Source organism: Amycolatopsis vancoresmycina, from assembly GCF_000716785.1.
GTDB classification, from domain to species: domain Bacteria; phylum Actinomycetota; class Actinomycetes; order Mycobacteriales; family Pseudonocardiaceae; genus Amycolatopsis; species Amycolatopsis vancoresmycina.
Genome location: NZ_JNYY01000023.1, coordinates 59304 through 73704, shown reverse-complemented (window position 1 = coordinate 73704; position 14401 = coordinate 59304). Strand labels below are relative to the sequence as shown.

Sequence of the window (14401 nt, the reverse complement as noted above, 5' to 3'; positions counted from 1 at the left end):
GCTCATACGGCGCGACTGCGCTCGGGCAGGCCCGCCGGCCGCGTCACGCCCGGGTACTCGAGCGAGGTTACTTGCAGGCGGCAGTCTGGCCAGCTCCAAAAGCGGCCTGGGCCTTCGTGAAGCCTTCACCCGCCGACGATGACAGCTGCTGCTTCAACCCCGAGCAGGAGAACGAGGTGAAGCTCAGGTAGTTCTCTGCGGCCTTGGCCGCCTGCTCGTTCCAGTCCACCGACAGACTGTCCACGGCCTTGGTTGCGACGTCTTTCGGAAATCCCTCGCCGGCCATGGAGGACAGCTGCCGGATCAGGCCGTTGCGCGAGAACGCGGTGAAGCTCAGGTAGTTCTCGGCGGAAGTTCGGGCCTGCTCCACCTGCGGTGGGTACTGCGGTGCCTCGCTCGTCGTGGCCGCGACGACCTCGGGAGTGGACTGCGGCGGCGTGGCCGGCTGACTCGTGGGTGCCGCGGCCTGGCTGGTGGGCGTGGCGGGTTGGCTGGACGAAGCGGCGACAAAGGACTTCGCGGGAATGCTGCATGCTGCGGCGACGAGGAGCGTGAGCGCCCCGACGACGCCCAGGACCCAGGGCCGGTGGCGACGCTTCTTGGGCTTGGCCGGGCGGCCGTTCGGCGTGGTCATGGTCGACGGGCCGGTGTCCATGGGCGGTTCCTTCCTTTGAGGGGTGATAGGTAAGGCGTTTTGATCGACTGTGGTGTTACGAGCTGCCCCACGACCGGCCAGTCGAGCGGCGCTTGCACGAGGAGCCAGCCCGCCGCGGCGGCCAGCACCTCAGCTCACCGACCACCGGCGGCGCGAGCACCACAGCGCCGACGCTTTAATCCTGCCTTCAGGTTGAGCGGGAAGGATGAAGCGGCAAAGCATCGACGGGAAGGGGGCGGGCCGGCGTGCGGATCATGATCGCGGATGACGAGGCGGCCATCCGTGAGTCGCTGGAGCGGGTGCTCCAGGTCGAGGGTTACGACACCAGCACCGTCGCCAACGGTCTCGCCGTGCTCGACGGCGTGGGAAATGACGCGCCGGATCTGCTGATCCTCGACGTGATGATGCCCCGGCTCGGCGGGCTGGAGACCTGCCGGCGGTTGCGGGCGGCGGGGCGGGAGCTGCCGGTGCTGATGCTGACCGCCCGGGATCAGGTTCTCGACCGGGTTGCCGGGCTGGATGCGGGTGCCGACGACTACCTGCCCAAGCCGTTCGCCACCGAGGAGCTGCTGGCGCGGGTGCGGGCCCTGCTGCGCCGCCGCGGGCCGGGTGATGACGAGTCGCCGATCCTGTCCTTCGCCGATGTCCGGGTCGATCCCGACCGGTTCGAGGCGTGGCGGGGTGGGCGGCCGCTTCGCCTGACCCGGACCGAGTTCTCCCTGCTGCAGGTCCTCGTGCGCAACGCCACCCGGGTGCTGACCCGCGCCGCGCTGTTCGAGGCGATCTGGGGCTTCGACATGAGCGTCACCGCCAACAACCTCCAGGTTTACGTGAGCTACCTGCGCCGCAAGATGGAGGCCGAAGGCGAGCCGCGGTTGATCTACACGCTGCGCGGCTTGGGGTACACGTTGCGGGAGACTCCTCCGTGAGCAGGCTCCCCGGGCGGGGCCCGCGCCGGCTGACCCGCTGGTGGCGACGGCAGTCCCTGCGGACCCGGCTGACGGTGATCGCGGCGACGGCCATCGCGGTCAGCGTGTTCGTGGCCTTCCAGGTGGCCAGCCAGCTGATGGCCTGGGAGCTGCAGGGCACCGCGAAGGACCAGCTGCGCGCCGACTCCCGCGTCCTGGCGGCGAACACCGAGCGTGCCGGGCCGACGCTGGTCCAGCTCCCGCCGTATCCCGGGTTCGGCACGCTGGTGCGGGTCATCCTGCCCGACGGCTCGATCCGGACGCCGGCCGGCCAGCCCGCGCTGCCCCCGGTCAGCGAGGCCGCCGGGCGCGTGGCGCAGGGCGCGTCGGCCGACCTGATGGAGTCGGGCGACGCCGACGACGACGGCTACCTCGTCTACACGCTGCGGGCGGGCGGCGGCGCGGTCCAGGTGGCCCGCGTCGCCGATGACAGCCCGCTCAACGAGTTCGGGCTGGGCATGCTGCTGATCGGGCTGCTCTGCGTGGCAGGCGGCGCTCTCGTCGGGCGGACCGTGGCGCGGACCGGGCTGGCCCCGATCGACCGGCTGACCGCCGCCGCCGTCCGTGTCGCGCACACCCGGGATCTCGACGCCGACATCCCGGACGAGGGCGGTGGGGAGATCCGGCGGCTGATCCGGTCGATCAACGACATGCTCGCCGCGCTCCGGGAATCCCGCCGGGCCCAGCGGCTGCTCGCCGAGGACGCCGCGCACGAGCTCAAGACCCCGCTCACCAGCCTGCGCCTCAACGCCGAGCTGCTGATCCGGCTCGATCGGCGCGGCACCCTGGACAGCGCACTGCCGCCGGAGAGCCGGACCCGGCTGCTCGACGACCTCGGCGCCCAGGTGGCCGAGTTGAGCACCCTGGCCGCCGAGTTGACCGACCTGGCGCGCGGTGACGTCAGCGACGAGAGCACCGAGGTGCTCGACCTCGCCGACGTGGTGGTGGCCGCCGCGGCCCGGGCGCGTTCCCGGGTGCCCGACATCGAGGTCGCGCTCGACGTGACCTCCGTGTGGGTGAGCGGGCGTCCCGCCGGCCTGCAACGGGCGGTGCTCAACCTGATCGACAACGCCGGCAAGTGGTCTCCCGCGGACCAGCCGGTCCAGGTCCGGCTCCGCGCCGAGGGCGCGTCGGCGGTGCTCGAGGTCGACGACGCCGGGCCAGGCATCGACGCCGCCGACGTGCCGCGGGTGTTCGACCGGTTCTACCGCGCCGACAGCGCCCGGGCGTTGCCGGGATCCGGGCTGGGGCTGTCGATCGTGCAGCGGGTCGTCGACGCCCACGGCGGCCGGGTCGCCGTCGCCCGGTCCGCACGCGGTGGCGCGCTGCTCCGGGTCGACCTCCCGGCGCCGTCGATTTCCGCGGGAGTCCTTGGTGTGCAAGCACATCGGCCAGGTACCGTGGTACCACCACCCGCCCGGGAATGCCGACCGCAGTACGATGAAACGGGACGGAATCGGGCCTAGCGTTCAGGTTATGACGAAACCTGACAGTCCATTGCGGAGGCTCGGGGCGGCCGCCATGGCGGTGGCGACGGCGTTCGCTGTCGTCGCTTGCGGATCGGGCTCCGGCACCACGGCGGCGCCCCCCGCAGCCGGCCCGCACGGCGCTCATGCGGGCCAGCCGGCGGCTCCACCGCAGCCGCTGCGCGCCGGCGAGCGGTTCGTCGACCTGAAGATGGCCGAGGCCTACACACCCGCGCCGCCGGAGGGCGGCGGCACCGACGAGTACCGGTGCCAGGTGATCGATCCGGGCCTGACCACGACGGCCTTCCTGACCGGGACCCAGGTCACGCCGGAGAACGTCGCCATCGCGCACCACGCCATCGTGTACGCGGTGCCGCCGGCCGGCGCGGCCGCGGTGCGCGCGCAGGACGCGAAGACCCCCGGCCCCGGCTGGGAGTGCTTCGGCGGGACCGGCGTGGACGGCGCCGAGGTGGAAAAGGGGGAAGCGGCGTGGGTGGACACCTGGGCGCCGGGCGCGTCGGAGACGCTGTTCACCGAGGACGCCGGCTTCAAGCTGGAACCGGGCACCCTGATCGTCCTCCAGATGCACTACAACCTGCTCGCGACCGACGGCAAGCCGGCCGGTTCGGACCGCTCGGCGGTGCGGCTGCGGCTGACGGACGGCACGCCGCAGACCCGGGAATTCGACACCTTGCCGCTCGACGCGCCGACCGATTTGCCTTGCACCGCCGAGGAGTCGGGTCCGCTCTGCGACCGGGCGACTTCGATCGCGGACGTGACGAAACGGTTCGGGCCGGAGGTCGGCGGCACCGCGGACCAGCAGCTGAGGGAGTGCGGCCAGAGCGCGCCGAAGCCCGGTGCCACCCAGACGTGCGACCACAAGGTGCCGGCGCCGATGACGCTGTTCGCCGGGTTCGGCCACATGCACCTGCTCGGGCGGGCCATCAAGGTCGAACTCAACCCGGGCACGCCGAACGCCAAGGTCGTGCTGGACGTGCCGCAGTTCGACTTCGACAACCAGCGGCTGGTGAAGCTGCCGTCGCCGGTGGAGATCGGCCCGGGTGACACGCTGCGGGTGACGTGCACGCACGACGCGGGGCTGCGCAAGCGGCTGCCGCAGCTGAGCAAGCTGCCGCCGCGCTACGTGGTCTGGGGCGACGGCACCAGCGACGAGATGTGCACGGGCATCATGACGGTCTCGCCCCGCAAGTCCTGACGAAGGAACGGACGTGGGTGAGCTCATCGAGCTCACCCACGTCCGCACCGGGATTTTCATCGCCGAACCTGCGACCCGAAAGGCGACTTCTGTTGTCCCTCCAGCCTTCCTGGGCACTCCTGCCGCTGCGCCTCTTCCTCGGCGGCACGTTCCTCTACGCAGGCCTCTCCAAAATCTTCGACCCCCACTACCTGGACGACACCTCACCCCTCGGCGTCCACGCTCAGATGCTGCAGGCCGCGACCACCTCGCCGATCGGCCCGCTGGTGTCCTTCGCGGCCGAACACCCGACCGTCATCGGCCTGGTGATCGCCTTCGGCGAGGTCGCTGCCGGGCTGGGCACGCTGCTCGGGCTGTTCACCCGGGTCGCCGCAGTGGGCGGGTTCGTCCTCGCGCTGAGCTTCTACCTCACCGTCAGCTGGACGACCCGCCCGTACTACTTCGGCGCCGACATCGTCTTCGCCGTCGCCTGGACGCCGCTGCTGATCGCCGGTGACGCCGGCCTGTTCTCCACGACGGCTCGGCTGCGCGCCGCGATCCGCCGTCACCGGCCGGACCTGAGCCCGGACGACGAGCGACGCATGCTGCTCCGGGGCGGCCTGATCACCGCGACGGCCGCGGCCCTCGGCGGCGGCGTCATCGCCCTCACCCGTCTCGGCACCGACCCGAAACCCGGCCGGCCGGCGGAACCGGGAACGAACTCCCCGACGGTGATCGCTGCGGTGGCTGCCGTCGCCGTCGGTTCGTCGACGAGTTTCACCACGCCGGACGGTTCCGCCGCCTACCTGGTGCGCCCCTCGGCCGACACCTTCCTGGCGTTCCTCGCCGGTTGCACGCACCAGGGGTGTCCCGTCACGCCCGCCGGTTCCGGCTTCCGCTGCCCGTGCCACGGCTCCACCTTCGACGGCACCGGCCAGGTCACCGGCGGGCCGGCCACGAAACCCCTGACCACCGTGCCGGTGCGAGTCGTCGGCGGGCAGGTCGTCACCGCATGACCGGGCCGCGCTGAACCGGCCGGGTGAGTTTCAGGTCGTAGGCGAGGATGACGGCCTGGATCCGGTCCCGCGCGCCGATCTTGGCGAGGACCCGCCCGACGTGGGACTTCACCGTCGACTCCGACAGCGTGAACCGGTGCGCGATCTCGCCGTTGGTGAGGCCGTGGCCGATGGCGACGAGGATCTCGCGCTCGCGGCCGGTCAGGGAGTCCAGCCGGGGGTCCCGCACGGGCCCGCAGAGGTCGTCGCCGAGCCGGTCGCCGAACGCATCGAGCAGCCGCCGGGTCAGCGCCGGTGCGATCACCGCGTCCCCGGCGGCGACGGCCCGGATGCCGGCGAGCAGCTCCTCCGGGCGGGTGTCCTCGAGCAGGAAACCGCTTGCACCGGCCCGCAACGCGGCGAACGCGTACCGGTCCACGTCGAACGTCGTCAGCACCAGGATCCGCGAACGCCCCCCGGTGGCGACGAGGCGCCGGGTGGCCTCGATCCCGTCGGCGCCCGGCAGGCGGATGCCCATCAGCACCACGTCGGGACGCAGCTCGGCGGTCCGCCGAACGGCCTCGGCACTGGTCTCGGCCTCGCCGACGACCTCGGTGTCGGGGGTGCTCTCCAGCAGCATGCGAAACCCGAAGCGCTGCAGCGGCTGGGAGCCTGCCACGAGCACAGAGATCATGAACGGCTGCCTTTCAGGGGCGCGCGGACGGTGCAGCCGCGGTCCGATACGGGACCGGCGGCTGACGTCTTGATATCGAGCGAACCTGAAACGACTGTTAAAGCGGTGCTATGTCGAGGCGCTTCCGATCTCCGAAACGTGGGCGCTGACGATCCGCCAGCCCACGGACATTCGTACCCACGTTTGGCTCTGCCGGCCCACGACCGGACGGCCGGGATAGCGGAACAGGGTGGTCACCACGGCGGTATCGGTGCCGAACGTGGTGATCCGGGTGTCGTGGGTGTCCCGGCCGTCGAGTGGGCCCTGGGTGGCGCGCCACGCGCGCAGTTCGTCGATGCCCTGCTGGTGGTCGGCGATGCCGAACCGGACGGTGTCCGGGCTGGCCCAGAACGACTCGTTCAGCACCGCCTGGTCGCCGGCCACCAGGGCCGCTTCGTAGCGGGCGAAGGCCGCCGCCACCTCGGCGTGCACGGCCGGGTCGTCGACCGCGGGGCCGGCCGCGACCCGGTCGGTGGTGCTCATGACGCCTTCGCGTCGATCAGGTCCGTGGCGGCTGGGTGCGGCTCGGTGCCGGACGCCGGATCGCGGTGGAACAAGGCGAACGCCGCGCAGACCACGGCGAAGAACAGGTAGCCCAACGCGACCTGGCCGCCACCCGCGTTCCAGCCGACCTGCTCGGCGTGGATCAGGCCGACGAACGACAGCACCGCGCCCGCCGCCGCGTAGCCGGCGGCCCACCAGAACTGCTTGTCGATGAGGAACGCCGTGATCGCGCCGAGTACCAGCCCGGCCAGGATCGCGCCGTCGCCGAGCAGGTGCAGGCCCTGGTAGACCACGCCCGCGCTCTCCAGGGCGGGTTCACCCACCTTGGCCGCGCTGGTGCCCGCCGCCGACAGCACGTTGTCCATCTGGCCGGTCGCCCAGGCCGCGACGTTGGGGATGATGGCCATCACCACCGCCACCGCGTGCGGCCGCGGGACGACCCGGAAGGCCTGCGCGCCGATCAGCAGGCCGATGTACAGCAGGATCGGCACGATCGCCGGCACCGGCAGCAGCGCGCTGAGCAGACCGAACAGGCCGCCGAAGCACAGGAGCGCGATGACGACGCCGGTCAGCATCGAGTACGCCGTGCGGCCGCCGACCTCCTTCCACCCCGGGTGTCCGATGTAGACAGCGGGCGGGAACGGCGAGCCGAGCGCCGAACCGACGATCGCGCCGACGCCGTCGGCCAGCAGCACGCTGCGTAAATTGAAGTTGTCGCCGGCGGCGGCAGCACTCTCCACATTGGTCATGCCTTCGGTGAAGTTGTAGATGCCCAACGGGATCGCGGTGGCCAGCAGCGGCCCGATCTCGGACAGGCCGTGCCCCAGCAGGTCGAACCGGAACGACGGCAGGCCGGTCACGATGTCGTGCGCGGCCGCCGACACGTCCGAGGGGTGCATGTAGCCGCCGATCCAGCCGACGGCGGTGCCCACCACCAGCGCGGCCAGGCCGATCGGGATGCCGAACGGCAGCTTCACACCGGCGAAGAAACCGATGAGCAGCAACGCGAACACCGGCAGCGCGATCCACGCGGCCGCCCACATCTGGCCGGCCGGGCGCATCGAGATGAAGGCGATGGAGATGCCGGCGAGCGTGCCCAGCATCGCCGCCTGCGGCGTGAACCGCCGGATGTAGGGGCCGATGAACGCCCCGGCCAGCACGATCAGCCCGATGATGAACGACCACGCCAGGCCCGCCTGCCACGCCTTGACCGGGTCGTTCGTGCGCAGGTACACCGGCAGCATGATCACGAACGTCACGATGAACATGTGCGGCACGCTGGGCCCGTAGGGCATGGCGGTGACGTCGGTGCGGTTCTCCCGGTGGGCCAGGCGCCGGCCGAGCCAGGTGTAGTAGACGTTGCCGATCAGCAGCTGGATGCCCAGGGCCGGCAGGATGACCCCGTACACGTCGCCCGAGGAGATCTTCGCGACGCCCAGGCACAGGCCGGAGAGCACCAGGACGTTCACCAGGACGTTGAAGCCGAGACCGAAGAACGCGTTGAGGTCACCGCTGACCCACAACGGCAGCCGGACATCGGACTCGGAGCGGCTGCGCGCGAACATCGACATGACCGGAACCTTTCCGCGGGTCTCAACGGGCCGGGGTGGCGAGGACGGAAAGCGCGGCGACGTAGGCGGCCGACGGGGCGACCCAGCCGAAGATGCCGCCCTGCGCGGAGATCATGGCCAGGCCGGCGGCCTGGAACTCGGGGAAGTACGACCCGACGCAGTCCGACAGCACCAGGCATTCGTAGCCGCGGTCGTTGGCCTCGCGCACGGTGGTGTGCACGCAGACCTCGGTCGTCACGCCGGTCACCACCAGCGAGGTGATGCCGGCCGCGGACAGCACCTCGCCCAGTCCGGTGCGGTAGAACGCGCCCTTGCCCGGCTTGTCGATCACCGTTTCGCCGTCGACGGGCGCGAGTTCGTCGATGATGCCGTGGCCGTGTTCCCCGCGGACGAGGATGCGGCCGTTCGGACCGGGGTCGCCGATGCGCATCGACGGGCGGCCGCGCTCGAGTTTGGCGGGCGGGCAGTCGGACAGGTCCGGCAGATGGCCCTCGCGGGTGTGGATCACCCGCACGCCGGCGGCCCGCGTCGCGGCGAGGGTGCGCCGGAGCGGGGCGATGACCCCGCGCAACCGGCTCACGTCGTTGCCGAGGGTTTCGCCGAACCCGCCCGGTTCGACGAAATCCCGCTGCATGTCGATCACCAGGAGCGCGGTCGTGGCCGGCTCGAACCGGAACGACGTCGGGTCGGCGCCGACCGCGAGGGGAGTGGTCATCCGCTTTCGTGCCTTTCGTTTCCGGTCAGCCGTCGGTGGTGGTCGCCCCGATCACGGCATCGGACGTGGCCACGGCCCCGAACACGCCGCCCTGCATGGTCACCATCTTCAGCGCGGCCGCGTGGTTGCCCGGATCGGTCGCGCCGGTGCAGTCGGACAGGATCAGGCACTCCAGACCGCGGTCGTTGGCCTCGCGCATCGTGGTGTGCACGCACACGTCGGTCGTGATGCCGGTCAGGATCAGGTGGCTGATCGCGTTGGCGCGCAACACCAGATCCAGGTTGGTGGCGTAGAACGCGCCCTTGCCCGGCTTGTCGATCACGACCTCGCCGGGCGCCGGCGAGACCTCGCCGACGATCTCCCAGCCCGGTTCACCGCGGACCAGGATGCGCCCAGCCGGCCCCGCACTGCCGATCTCCGCACCGATCCGGGCCGAACGCCACCGCTTGTTGGGCGGCAGGTCGGTCAGGTCCGGCAGATGACCTTCCCGGGTGTGGATCACCAACATGCCCACGTCGCGGGCGTGGGCCAGGAGCTTCTGCGTGCCGGGCAGGCCGGCCCGGGTGAGTTCGAGGTCGTAGCCCATCCGCTCGACGTAGCCACCAGGTCCGCAGAAGTCGGTCTGCCAGTCGATGCACAGCAGCGCGACCCGGTCGATCGGCACCACCGAGTCGTACGGCCAGGGGTAGGGGTCTGCCTGAACCGGTCCTATCCGCGCGGTCATAGGTGACGATTGTCGGCCGCTTCGTTTCCGGCGGGACCGTGGTGAGTTACGTCTCAGTTACCAGCCAGCCGTGGCGCCGGTAGGTCGGGGGGAGGACACCGATGCCGAAGTAGTCGGTGCCGGGCAAGCCGTCGAGGAACTGACGTGTCGAGCCGGCGAGCGGTTCCTCGTCGAAGCCGTCGAGCCGTACGACGCGGTCCTCGCCCGCGGCGAGGTCGGCGGCGTGCCAGCCGCACATGTCCCGGTTGTCGCTGCGGGCGAACACGATCACGTCGGCGGTCGGTGCCAGGTCCTCCTCGTCGTCCTCGTCGATCAGGTCCCCGAGGAGCTCCCGGTGCGTGCCCATGCCGTCCGGCGGTTCGAAGTGCAGGAACCCACCGAACGTGCCGACGCCCGCCTGCCGGTAGAGCTCGGCCAACGCGGCCGGCAGCGGCGTCCCGTGCTTCTGCGCGAACGCGGCGATCCCGGCCGCCGCGACGACACCACCGGTTCCGGACACCGACACCCCAGGCCACATGCGGGCCAGCCTATCCCGGCGCGGCGTGCACCCGTTGGCGTGCAAGCGGATGTCACGGACATGCGCCATTCGGCGTACGGCATACCGATCTCCGGCCGCCCCCATCGACGCGCCGGCGCACGCCGTACGCTCCGGCGCTGACGGCCCGGAACCGGGCCCGGACGACCCGAGGAGGTCTGGTGGACGTACCCGTGGAACCCGCCGAGCAGGTCCGGTGGCTGGCCGACCACGTGGCTGTCACCGAGTTGATCAGCGTCTTGGCCGCCAGCATGGACGCACACGACCACGCCGCTTACACCGGAACCTTCACCGGCGACGCCACGCTCCGGCTGCCGTTCGGCACGTTCGAGGGGCGGGACGCGATCGCCGCGATGCCCACCGCGCCACCGCCCACCGCCTCGCACCACCTGGTGGGCACCCAGCGCATCGAGGTGGACGGCGACGAAGCGCGGGCCCGGTGGCACGTCATCGCGACCAACGTGTTCGATGCGGCCCAGCCGGACAAGCATTCGCAAGCCGGCGGCTGGTACGAGGCGACGCTGCGGAGAACCGAGCAGGGATGGCGGTTTTCGGCGGTGGAGATGCACATCACGTGGACCAGCGGCTGGATCGTTCCCGAGGAGCCGTCGTGACGCAGCGGACCTGGTGACCGGTTCGCCCTGATCGAAGCCTTTGTCGAAGTCCTGAACCAAGGTGTGAACCCGCCCGCGGCCGAAGGGGCGCGGGCGGGCACGAAATCGGCCCTTTCGTACCCTCGGTCCGGACCGCCGCCCCGGACCGGTACCCGTCCGGGATTCGACGCCGGTGTGCGTCGAATCCGCTCGAATTCGTGGGAATCCGCCTGGGTGGCGGACCTTTCCTGCAGCGCGGCGAGGCGAGACGGGTATCGGTGGTCCGATCGGGGTGCGGAGTGTTCGCCGCCCGGGTGTGACCCGGATGGGCAAATCTTGCGAATACTTGCGTCTCCTCGCTAGGATGAGTCGTGTGACGCTCAACCAGTAAAGGATTCACCACGGATGTTGGCGTCGCAGTAGCTTGAGTCCGATCTTCTCTTCACGACGACGTGGAGACTTCGCAGCTCGCAAAACAACCCAGTTCTCGCCCGGCCCTTTGTGGTGTTTTCCGAACCACTGCCGAGGGTCCGGGTTTTATGTGTTCGCGCTCAAGCCGATGCCGTGTGGGGACGTGGTGAACTCTGCTGCCGCCGTGGATTCCGGGAGAGACCGTGGTAATGGTGACCTCGATTGCACGAAGCTTTCGTCGACGTTACAGCCGACCTTCGGGCGCCGGTTCGCGGCCGGGGCCGCTCATCTGAGCACGTTGCCTCGCAGGCGATCGACTGGAGTTGGAGTTACTCCAGCAATGGTGTGAGGTGCGCTTATCCGGGCATGTGAGACATTTCGACGGCAAATGTCAGCGTTTCGAAACATGGTCCGGGGCGGAAAGTGGAATCGCTCCAGGGAACGCATGGGTTCCGTGGAGTACGGTGGATTGCGAGAGGATCTTCGAGGTGGACTTCGGTCCATTCGCTGTGGAGATGGTGGGGATGACTTCCTATGCGCCTGAACTGGTGAACCTGATCGCGGAGGGTGTGGACCCGGGCAGCGTCGACCGGTTGCTGGCCGGCTGTTCGGCGGGGCGGGGTGGAGCTTTGCTGGTCACCGGCCCGATGGCCTGCGGCAAGACGACCGCATTGCGGGCAATAGCGGCGAACGCGGGTGAACGCGGCTTTTCGGTGCTGACGGCGAGTTGTGCGCACGCCGAGCGGGAGCTGCCGTTCGGGGTGATGGCGCAGTTGCTCCGGGCGGGCGGGTTTCCGGCTGACCTGCTGCCGTCGGGTTGCCCCGGGCAACCGGCGGCCGATGCGCCGGAAACGGGTGAGGCGGCGATCGTCCGCCGCGGGGACCGGTTGTGCGCCAAGCTGATCGAGGCGGCCGCCCGCGAGCCGATCCTGGTGGTGGTCGATGATCTGCGGCACGCCGATCTGGCTTCGGCCATCTGTCTCGCCCAGTTGATCCGCCGGGTGGCCCGGAGCGCCATCACGGTGGTCGTGGGCGACAACCTGACCCTGCGGCCGTCGTACCCGCCGCTGCGGGCGGAGTTGCTGCACCGCCCGGAGGTCGGGCACCTGGAGGTCGAGCCGTTGCCGCCCGAGGTCCTCGGCGGCATCTTGGCGCAGCGGTTCGGCGGTGAGCTCCAAGACCGGTGCGTCACCGACTTCGGCAAGGTGTCCGGCGGAAACCCGGTGCTGCTCCAGGCGCTGATCGACGACTACGCCGAATGCGGCGACGTGCGCGACGAGGGCTACGGCCGGGCGTTCCTGAGCTGCCTGTACCGCAACGAACCGATCGCACTGGCGACGGTGCGCGCCTTGGCCGTGCTCGACACCGACGTCTCGGACGCCGAGCTGGCCCGCGTCGCCGGCACCGAGCCGGCCCTCGTGACGCAGGCGTTGCGCGCGGTCAACGAGGCGGGCCTGATGCACTCCGGCTCGTTCCGCCACGAATCGGCCCGGCGGTCCGTGCTCGACGAGATGCCGTCGGGCCTGCGTGCGGACCTGCACCGCCGGGCGGCCGAGCTGCTGCACGACACGGGTGCGCCCGTGGTCACGGTGGGGCGCCACCTGATGAACGCCGGCGCCGTCGACGCGCCGTGGAGCCGGGATGTGCTGCTGGAGGCCGCCGACCTGGCGTCGATCGCCGGGAACGCCGGAGCCGCAGCCGAACTGCTGGAGCGGGCGCTGTCCTCGTGCGCCCCGCACGAGCGGTCCGCCGTCGAAGCCAAGCTCGCCGAGACCGAATGGCGGCTCGACCCGGCCACCGCGGCGCGGCACCTCGGGCCGCTGATCGACGCGGCCGGTGCCGGTGACCTGGCGGTGTCCGAATCGGTTTCGGTGGTGCGGCAGCTGCTGTGGCGCGGCCGGGTGAACGAAGCCGAGGACCTGCTCGCGCGGCTGCGGGAGACGCCGGGCATCGACGACGAGCTCTACCTCGTCGACCAGTGGCTCACCTGCACGTACCCGGGGCTCGCGCGACGCGGCGTCCGGCCGCCCGCCGATCGCGGGGCCGCCGCCGCGTGGGCGGTCAGCCTGCCCCGGGCGTCGGGCGTGCTGGCCGACGTCCTCGTCCGGGGCCGGAGCCAGGAGATCAAGCCCCGGGCCGAGGAGGTGCTCCGGGAACTGCACGTCGCCCACCGGGTGACGGGCCAGGAGGAGGACGGGCTGCTGGCGGTGCTGGCCCTCGTCTACGCCGAACAGCTCGACGCCGCGGACTCTTGGTGCGACGACCTGCTCGGTGCGGCGGGGCCGTCGCGGCTGCCGGTGTGGCGGTCGTTGTTCTCGGCCTGCAAGGCCGAGATCGCGGTGCGCCGGGGAGACCTGCCGGACGCGGTGAGCTTCGCCAACCAGGCGTTCGCGGAGGTTTCGCCGGCGTCGTGGGGCACGGCGGTCGGGCTGCCGCTCGGCGCCCTGATCGTCGCGTACACCCGGATGGGCAAGTTCGGCGAAGCGGCCAGGTATGTCGACCAGTCGATTCCGGCGGCCGGCCTGAAGAACCGCTACGGTCTGCACTACCTGCACGCACGCGGGACGTTCTCCCTCGCCGCGGAACGGCGCCAGGCGGCCCTCGCGGACTTCCTGCTGTGCGGCGAGCTCATCGACACCTGGGGACTCAACGGCAGCGGCCTCGTGCCGTGGCGGACCAGCGCGGCCGAGGCGTGGCTTTCCCTCGGCAACCGCGACCAGGCCAAGCGGCTGATCAACGAGCAGCTGGCCCGGCCCGGTTCGGACGGGGACCGGTCGCGGGCGCTGTCGCTGCGGCTGCTGGCCGAGACGAGTTCGGCGCGGCGCCGGGTGCAGCTGCTCAACGAGGCGGTCGACACCCTCGAGGAGCTGGGGGACAAGTACGAGCTGGCCCGGGCGCTGCGCGACCTCAGCGGCGCCTGTTACGAAGCCGGCGAGCACAAGCAGGCGCGCCGGGTGATGCGCCGGGGGTGGTACGTCGCCAAGCGGTGCGAGGCGCAGCCGCTGTGCGACGAACTGCTGCCGGCGGGCGGCGAGGAGCCGGCCGCCGCGGCGAAGCGGCCCGAGGGCGCCAAACAGCTGACCGACACCGAAAGCCGGGTGGCTTCCCTCGCGGCCATCGGCTACACCAACCGGGAGATCGCCGAGCGGCTCTTCGTGACCCCCAGCACCGTCGAGCAGCACCTGACCCGGGTGTTCCGCAAGCTCGGCCTCAAGCGGCGCGAGGAACTGCCCGACGAAATCGGGTTCTGGACCACGTGAAAGCCCGTGCCGGCAGGCAATGCAGGGGATGCAGGGGGGCCAGTTAGGGGAAGCGGCGCGGCATCCTGCGCAAGAC

At 71.0% G+C, this 14401-nt stretch carries 13 protein-coding genes; 6 read left to right on the top strand and 7 right to left on the bottom strand.

Annotated features, from left to right (window positions below):
* Nucleotides 1-67: 67 nt before the first annotated feature.
* Entirely contained in the window at nt 68-655 is a 588-nt protein-coding gene (locus OO60_RS45605; protein ID WP_003065354.1) for an Ltp family lipoprotein, read from the bottom strand.
* A gap of 245 nt (nt 656-900) precedes the next feature.
* Between OO60_RS45605 and OO60_RS37720 the strand changes: the two genes are divergently transcribed.
* From OO60_RS37720 to OO60_RS45230, 4 genes are all read left to right on the top strand, one after another.
* Nucleotides 901-1584, top strand: a complete 684-nt coding sequence (locus tag OO60_RS37720) for a response regulator transcription factor (protein ID WP_003065356.1) — start codon at nt 901-903, stop codon at nt 1582-1584.
* Complete coding sequence (locus OO60_RS37715; protein ID WP_003065358.1) at nt 1581-3089, top strand: HAMP domain-containing sensor histidine kinase; 1509 nt, start codon at nt 1581-1583, stop codon at nt 3087-3089. Before OO60_RS37720 ends, OO60_RS37715 begins: the two co-directional genes overlap by 4 nt.
* A 10-nt stretch (nt 3090-3099) precedes the next feature.
* On the top strand, nt 3100-4305 hold the full coding sequence (locus OO60_RS37710) for a monooxygenase (protein WP_051767910.1): 1206 nt from the start codon (nt 3100-3102) through the stop codon (nt 4303-4305).
* 92 nt (nt 4306-4397) lie between these two features.
* Nucleotides 4398-5300 (top strand): Rieske 2Fe-2S domain-containing protein, encoded by a 903-nt coding sequence (locus tag OO60_RS45230; protein ID WP_003065360.1) that lies wholly within the window; start codon nt 4398-4400, stop codon nt 5298-5300.
* Here the strand turns inward: OO60_RS45230 and OO60_RS37700 are convergent.
* The 6 genes from OO60_RS37700 to OO60_RS46990 form a co-directional block, all read right to left on the bottom strand.
* Nucleotides 5290-5973, bottom strand: a complete 684-nt coding sequence (locus tag OO60_RS37700) for a response regulator (RefSeq protein ID WP_003065363.1) — start codon at nt 5971-5973, stop codon at nt 5290-5292. The two genes, OO60_RS45230 and OO60_RS37700, sit on opposite strands and share 11 nt — an antisense overlap.
* A 108-nt stretch (nt 5974-6081) precedes the next feature.
* A complete protein-coding gene (gene hpxZ, locus OO60_RS37695) occupies nt 6082-6495 on the bottom strand; it encodes an oxalurate catabolism protein HpxZ (protein WP_003065366.1) in 414 nt (137 codons plus the stop codon).
* Nucleotides 6492-8087: a hypothetical protein gene (locus tag OO60_RS37690; protein WP_003065369.1), complete on the bottom strand. Its 1596-nt coding sequence runs from the start codon at nt 8085-8087 to the stop codon at nt 6492-6494. Before OO60_RS37690 ends, hpxZ begins: the two co-directional genes overlap by 4 nt.
* A 22-nt stretch (nt 8088-8109) precedes the next feature.
* On the bottom strand, nt 8110-8802 hold the full coding sequence (locus OO60_RS37685; RefSeq protein WP_003065372.1) for a cysteine hydrolase family protein: 693 nt from the start codon (nt 8800-8802) through the stop codon (nt 8110-8112).
* Nucleotides 8803-8827: 25 nt separating this feature from the next.
* Nucleotides 8828-9526, bottom strand: coding sequence for a biuret amidohydrolase (biuH, locus tag OO60_RS37680; protein ID WP_033263155.1), 699 nt, complete (start codon nt 9524-9526; stop codon nt 8828-8830).
* Between the two features lie 46 nt (nt 9527-9572).
* Complete coding sequence (locus tag OO60_RS46990; RefSeq protein ID WP_162146207.1) at nt 9573-10043, bottom strand: SMI1/KNR4 family protein; 471 nt, start codon at nt 10041-10043, stop codon at nt 9573-9575.
* A 179-nt stretch (nt 10044-10222) separates the two neighbouring features.
* On the opposite strand from OO60_RS46990, the gene OO60_RS46985 reads away from it, so the two are divergent.
* A complete protein-coding gene (locus OO60_RS46985) occupies nt 10223-10675 on the top strand; it encodes a nuclear transport factor 2 family protein (protein ID WP_003065379.1) in 453 nt (150 codons plus the stop codon).
* Nucleotides 10676-11589: 914 nt separating this feature from the next.
* A complete protein-coding gene (locus OO60_RS37665) occupies nt 11590-14325 on the top strand; it encodes an AAA family ATPase (RefSeq protein ID WP_063749450.1) in 2736 nt (911 codons plus the stop codon).
* Nucleotides 14326-14401: the final 76 nt, after the last annotated feature.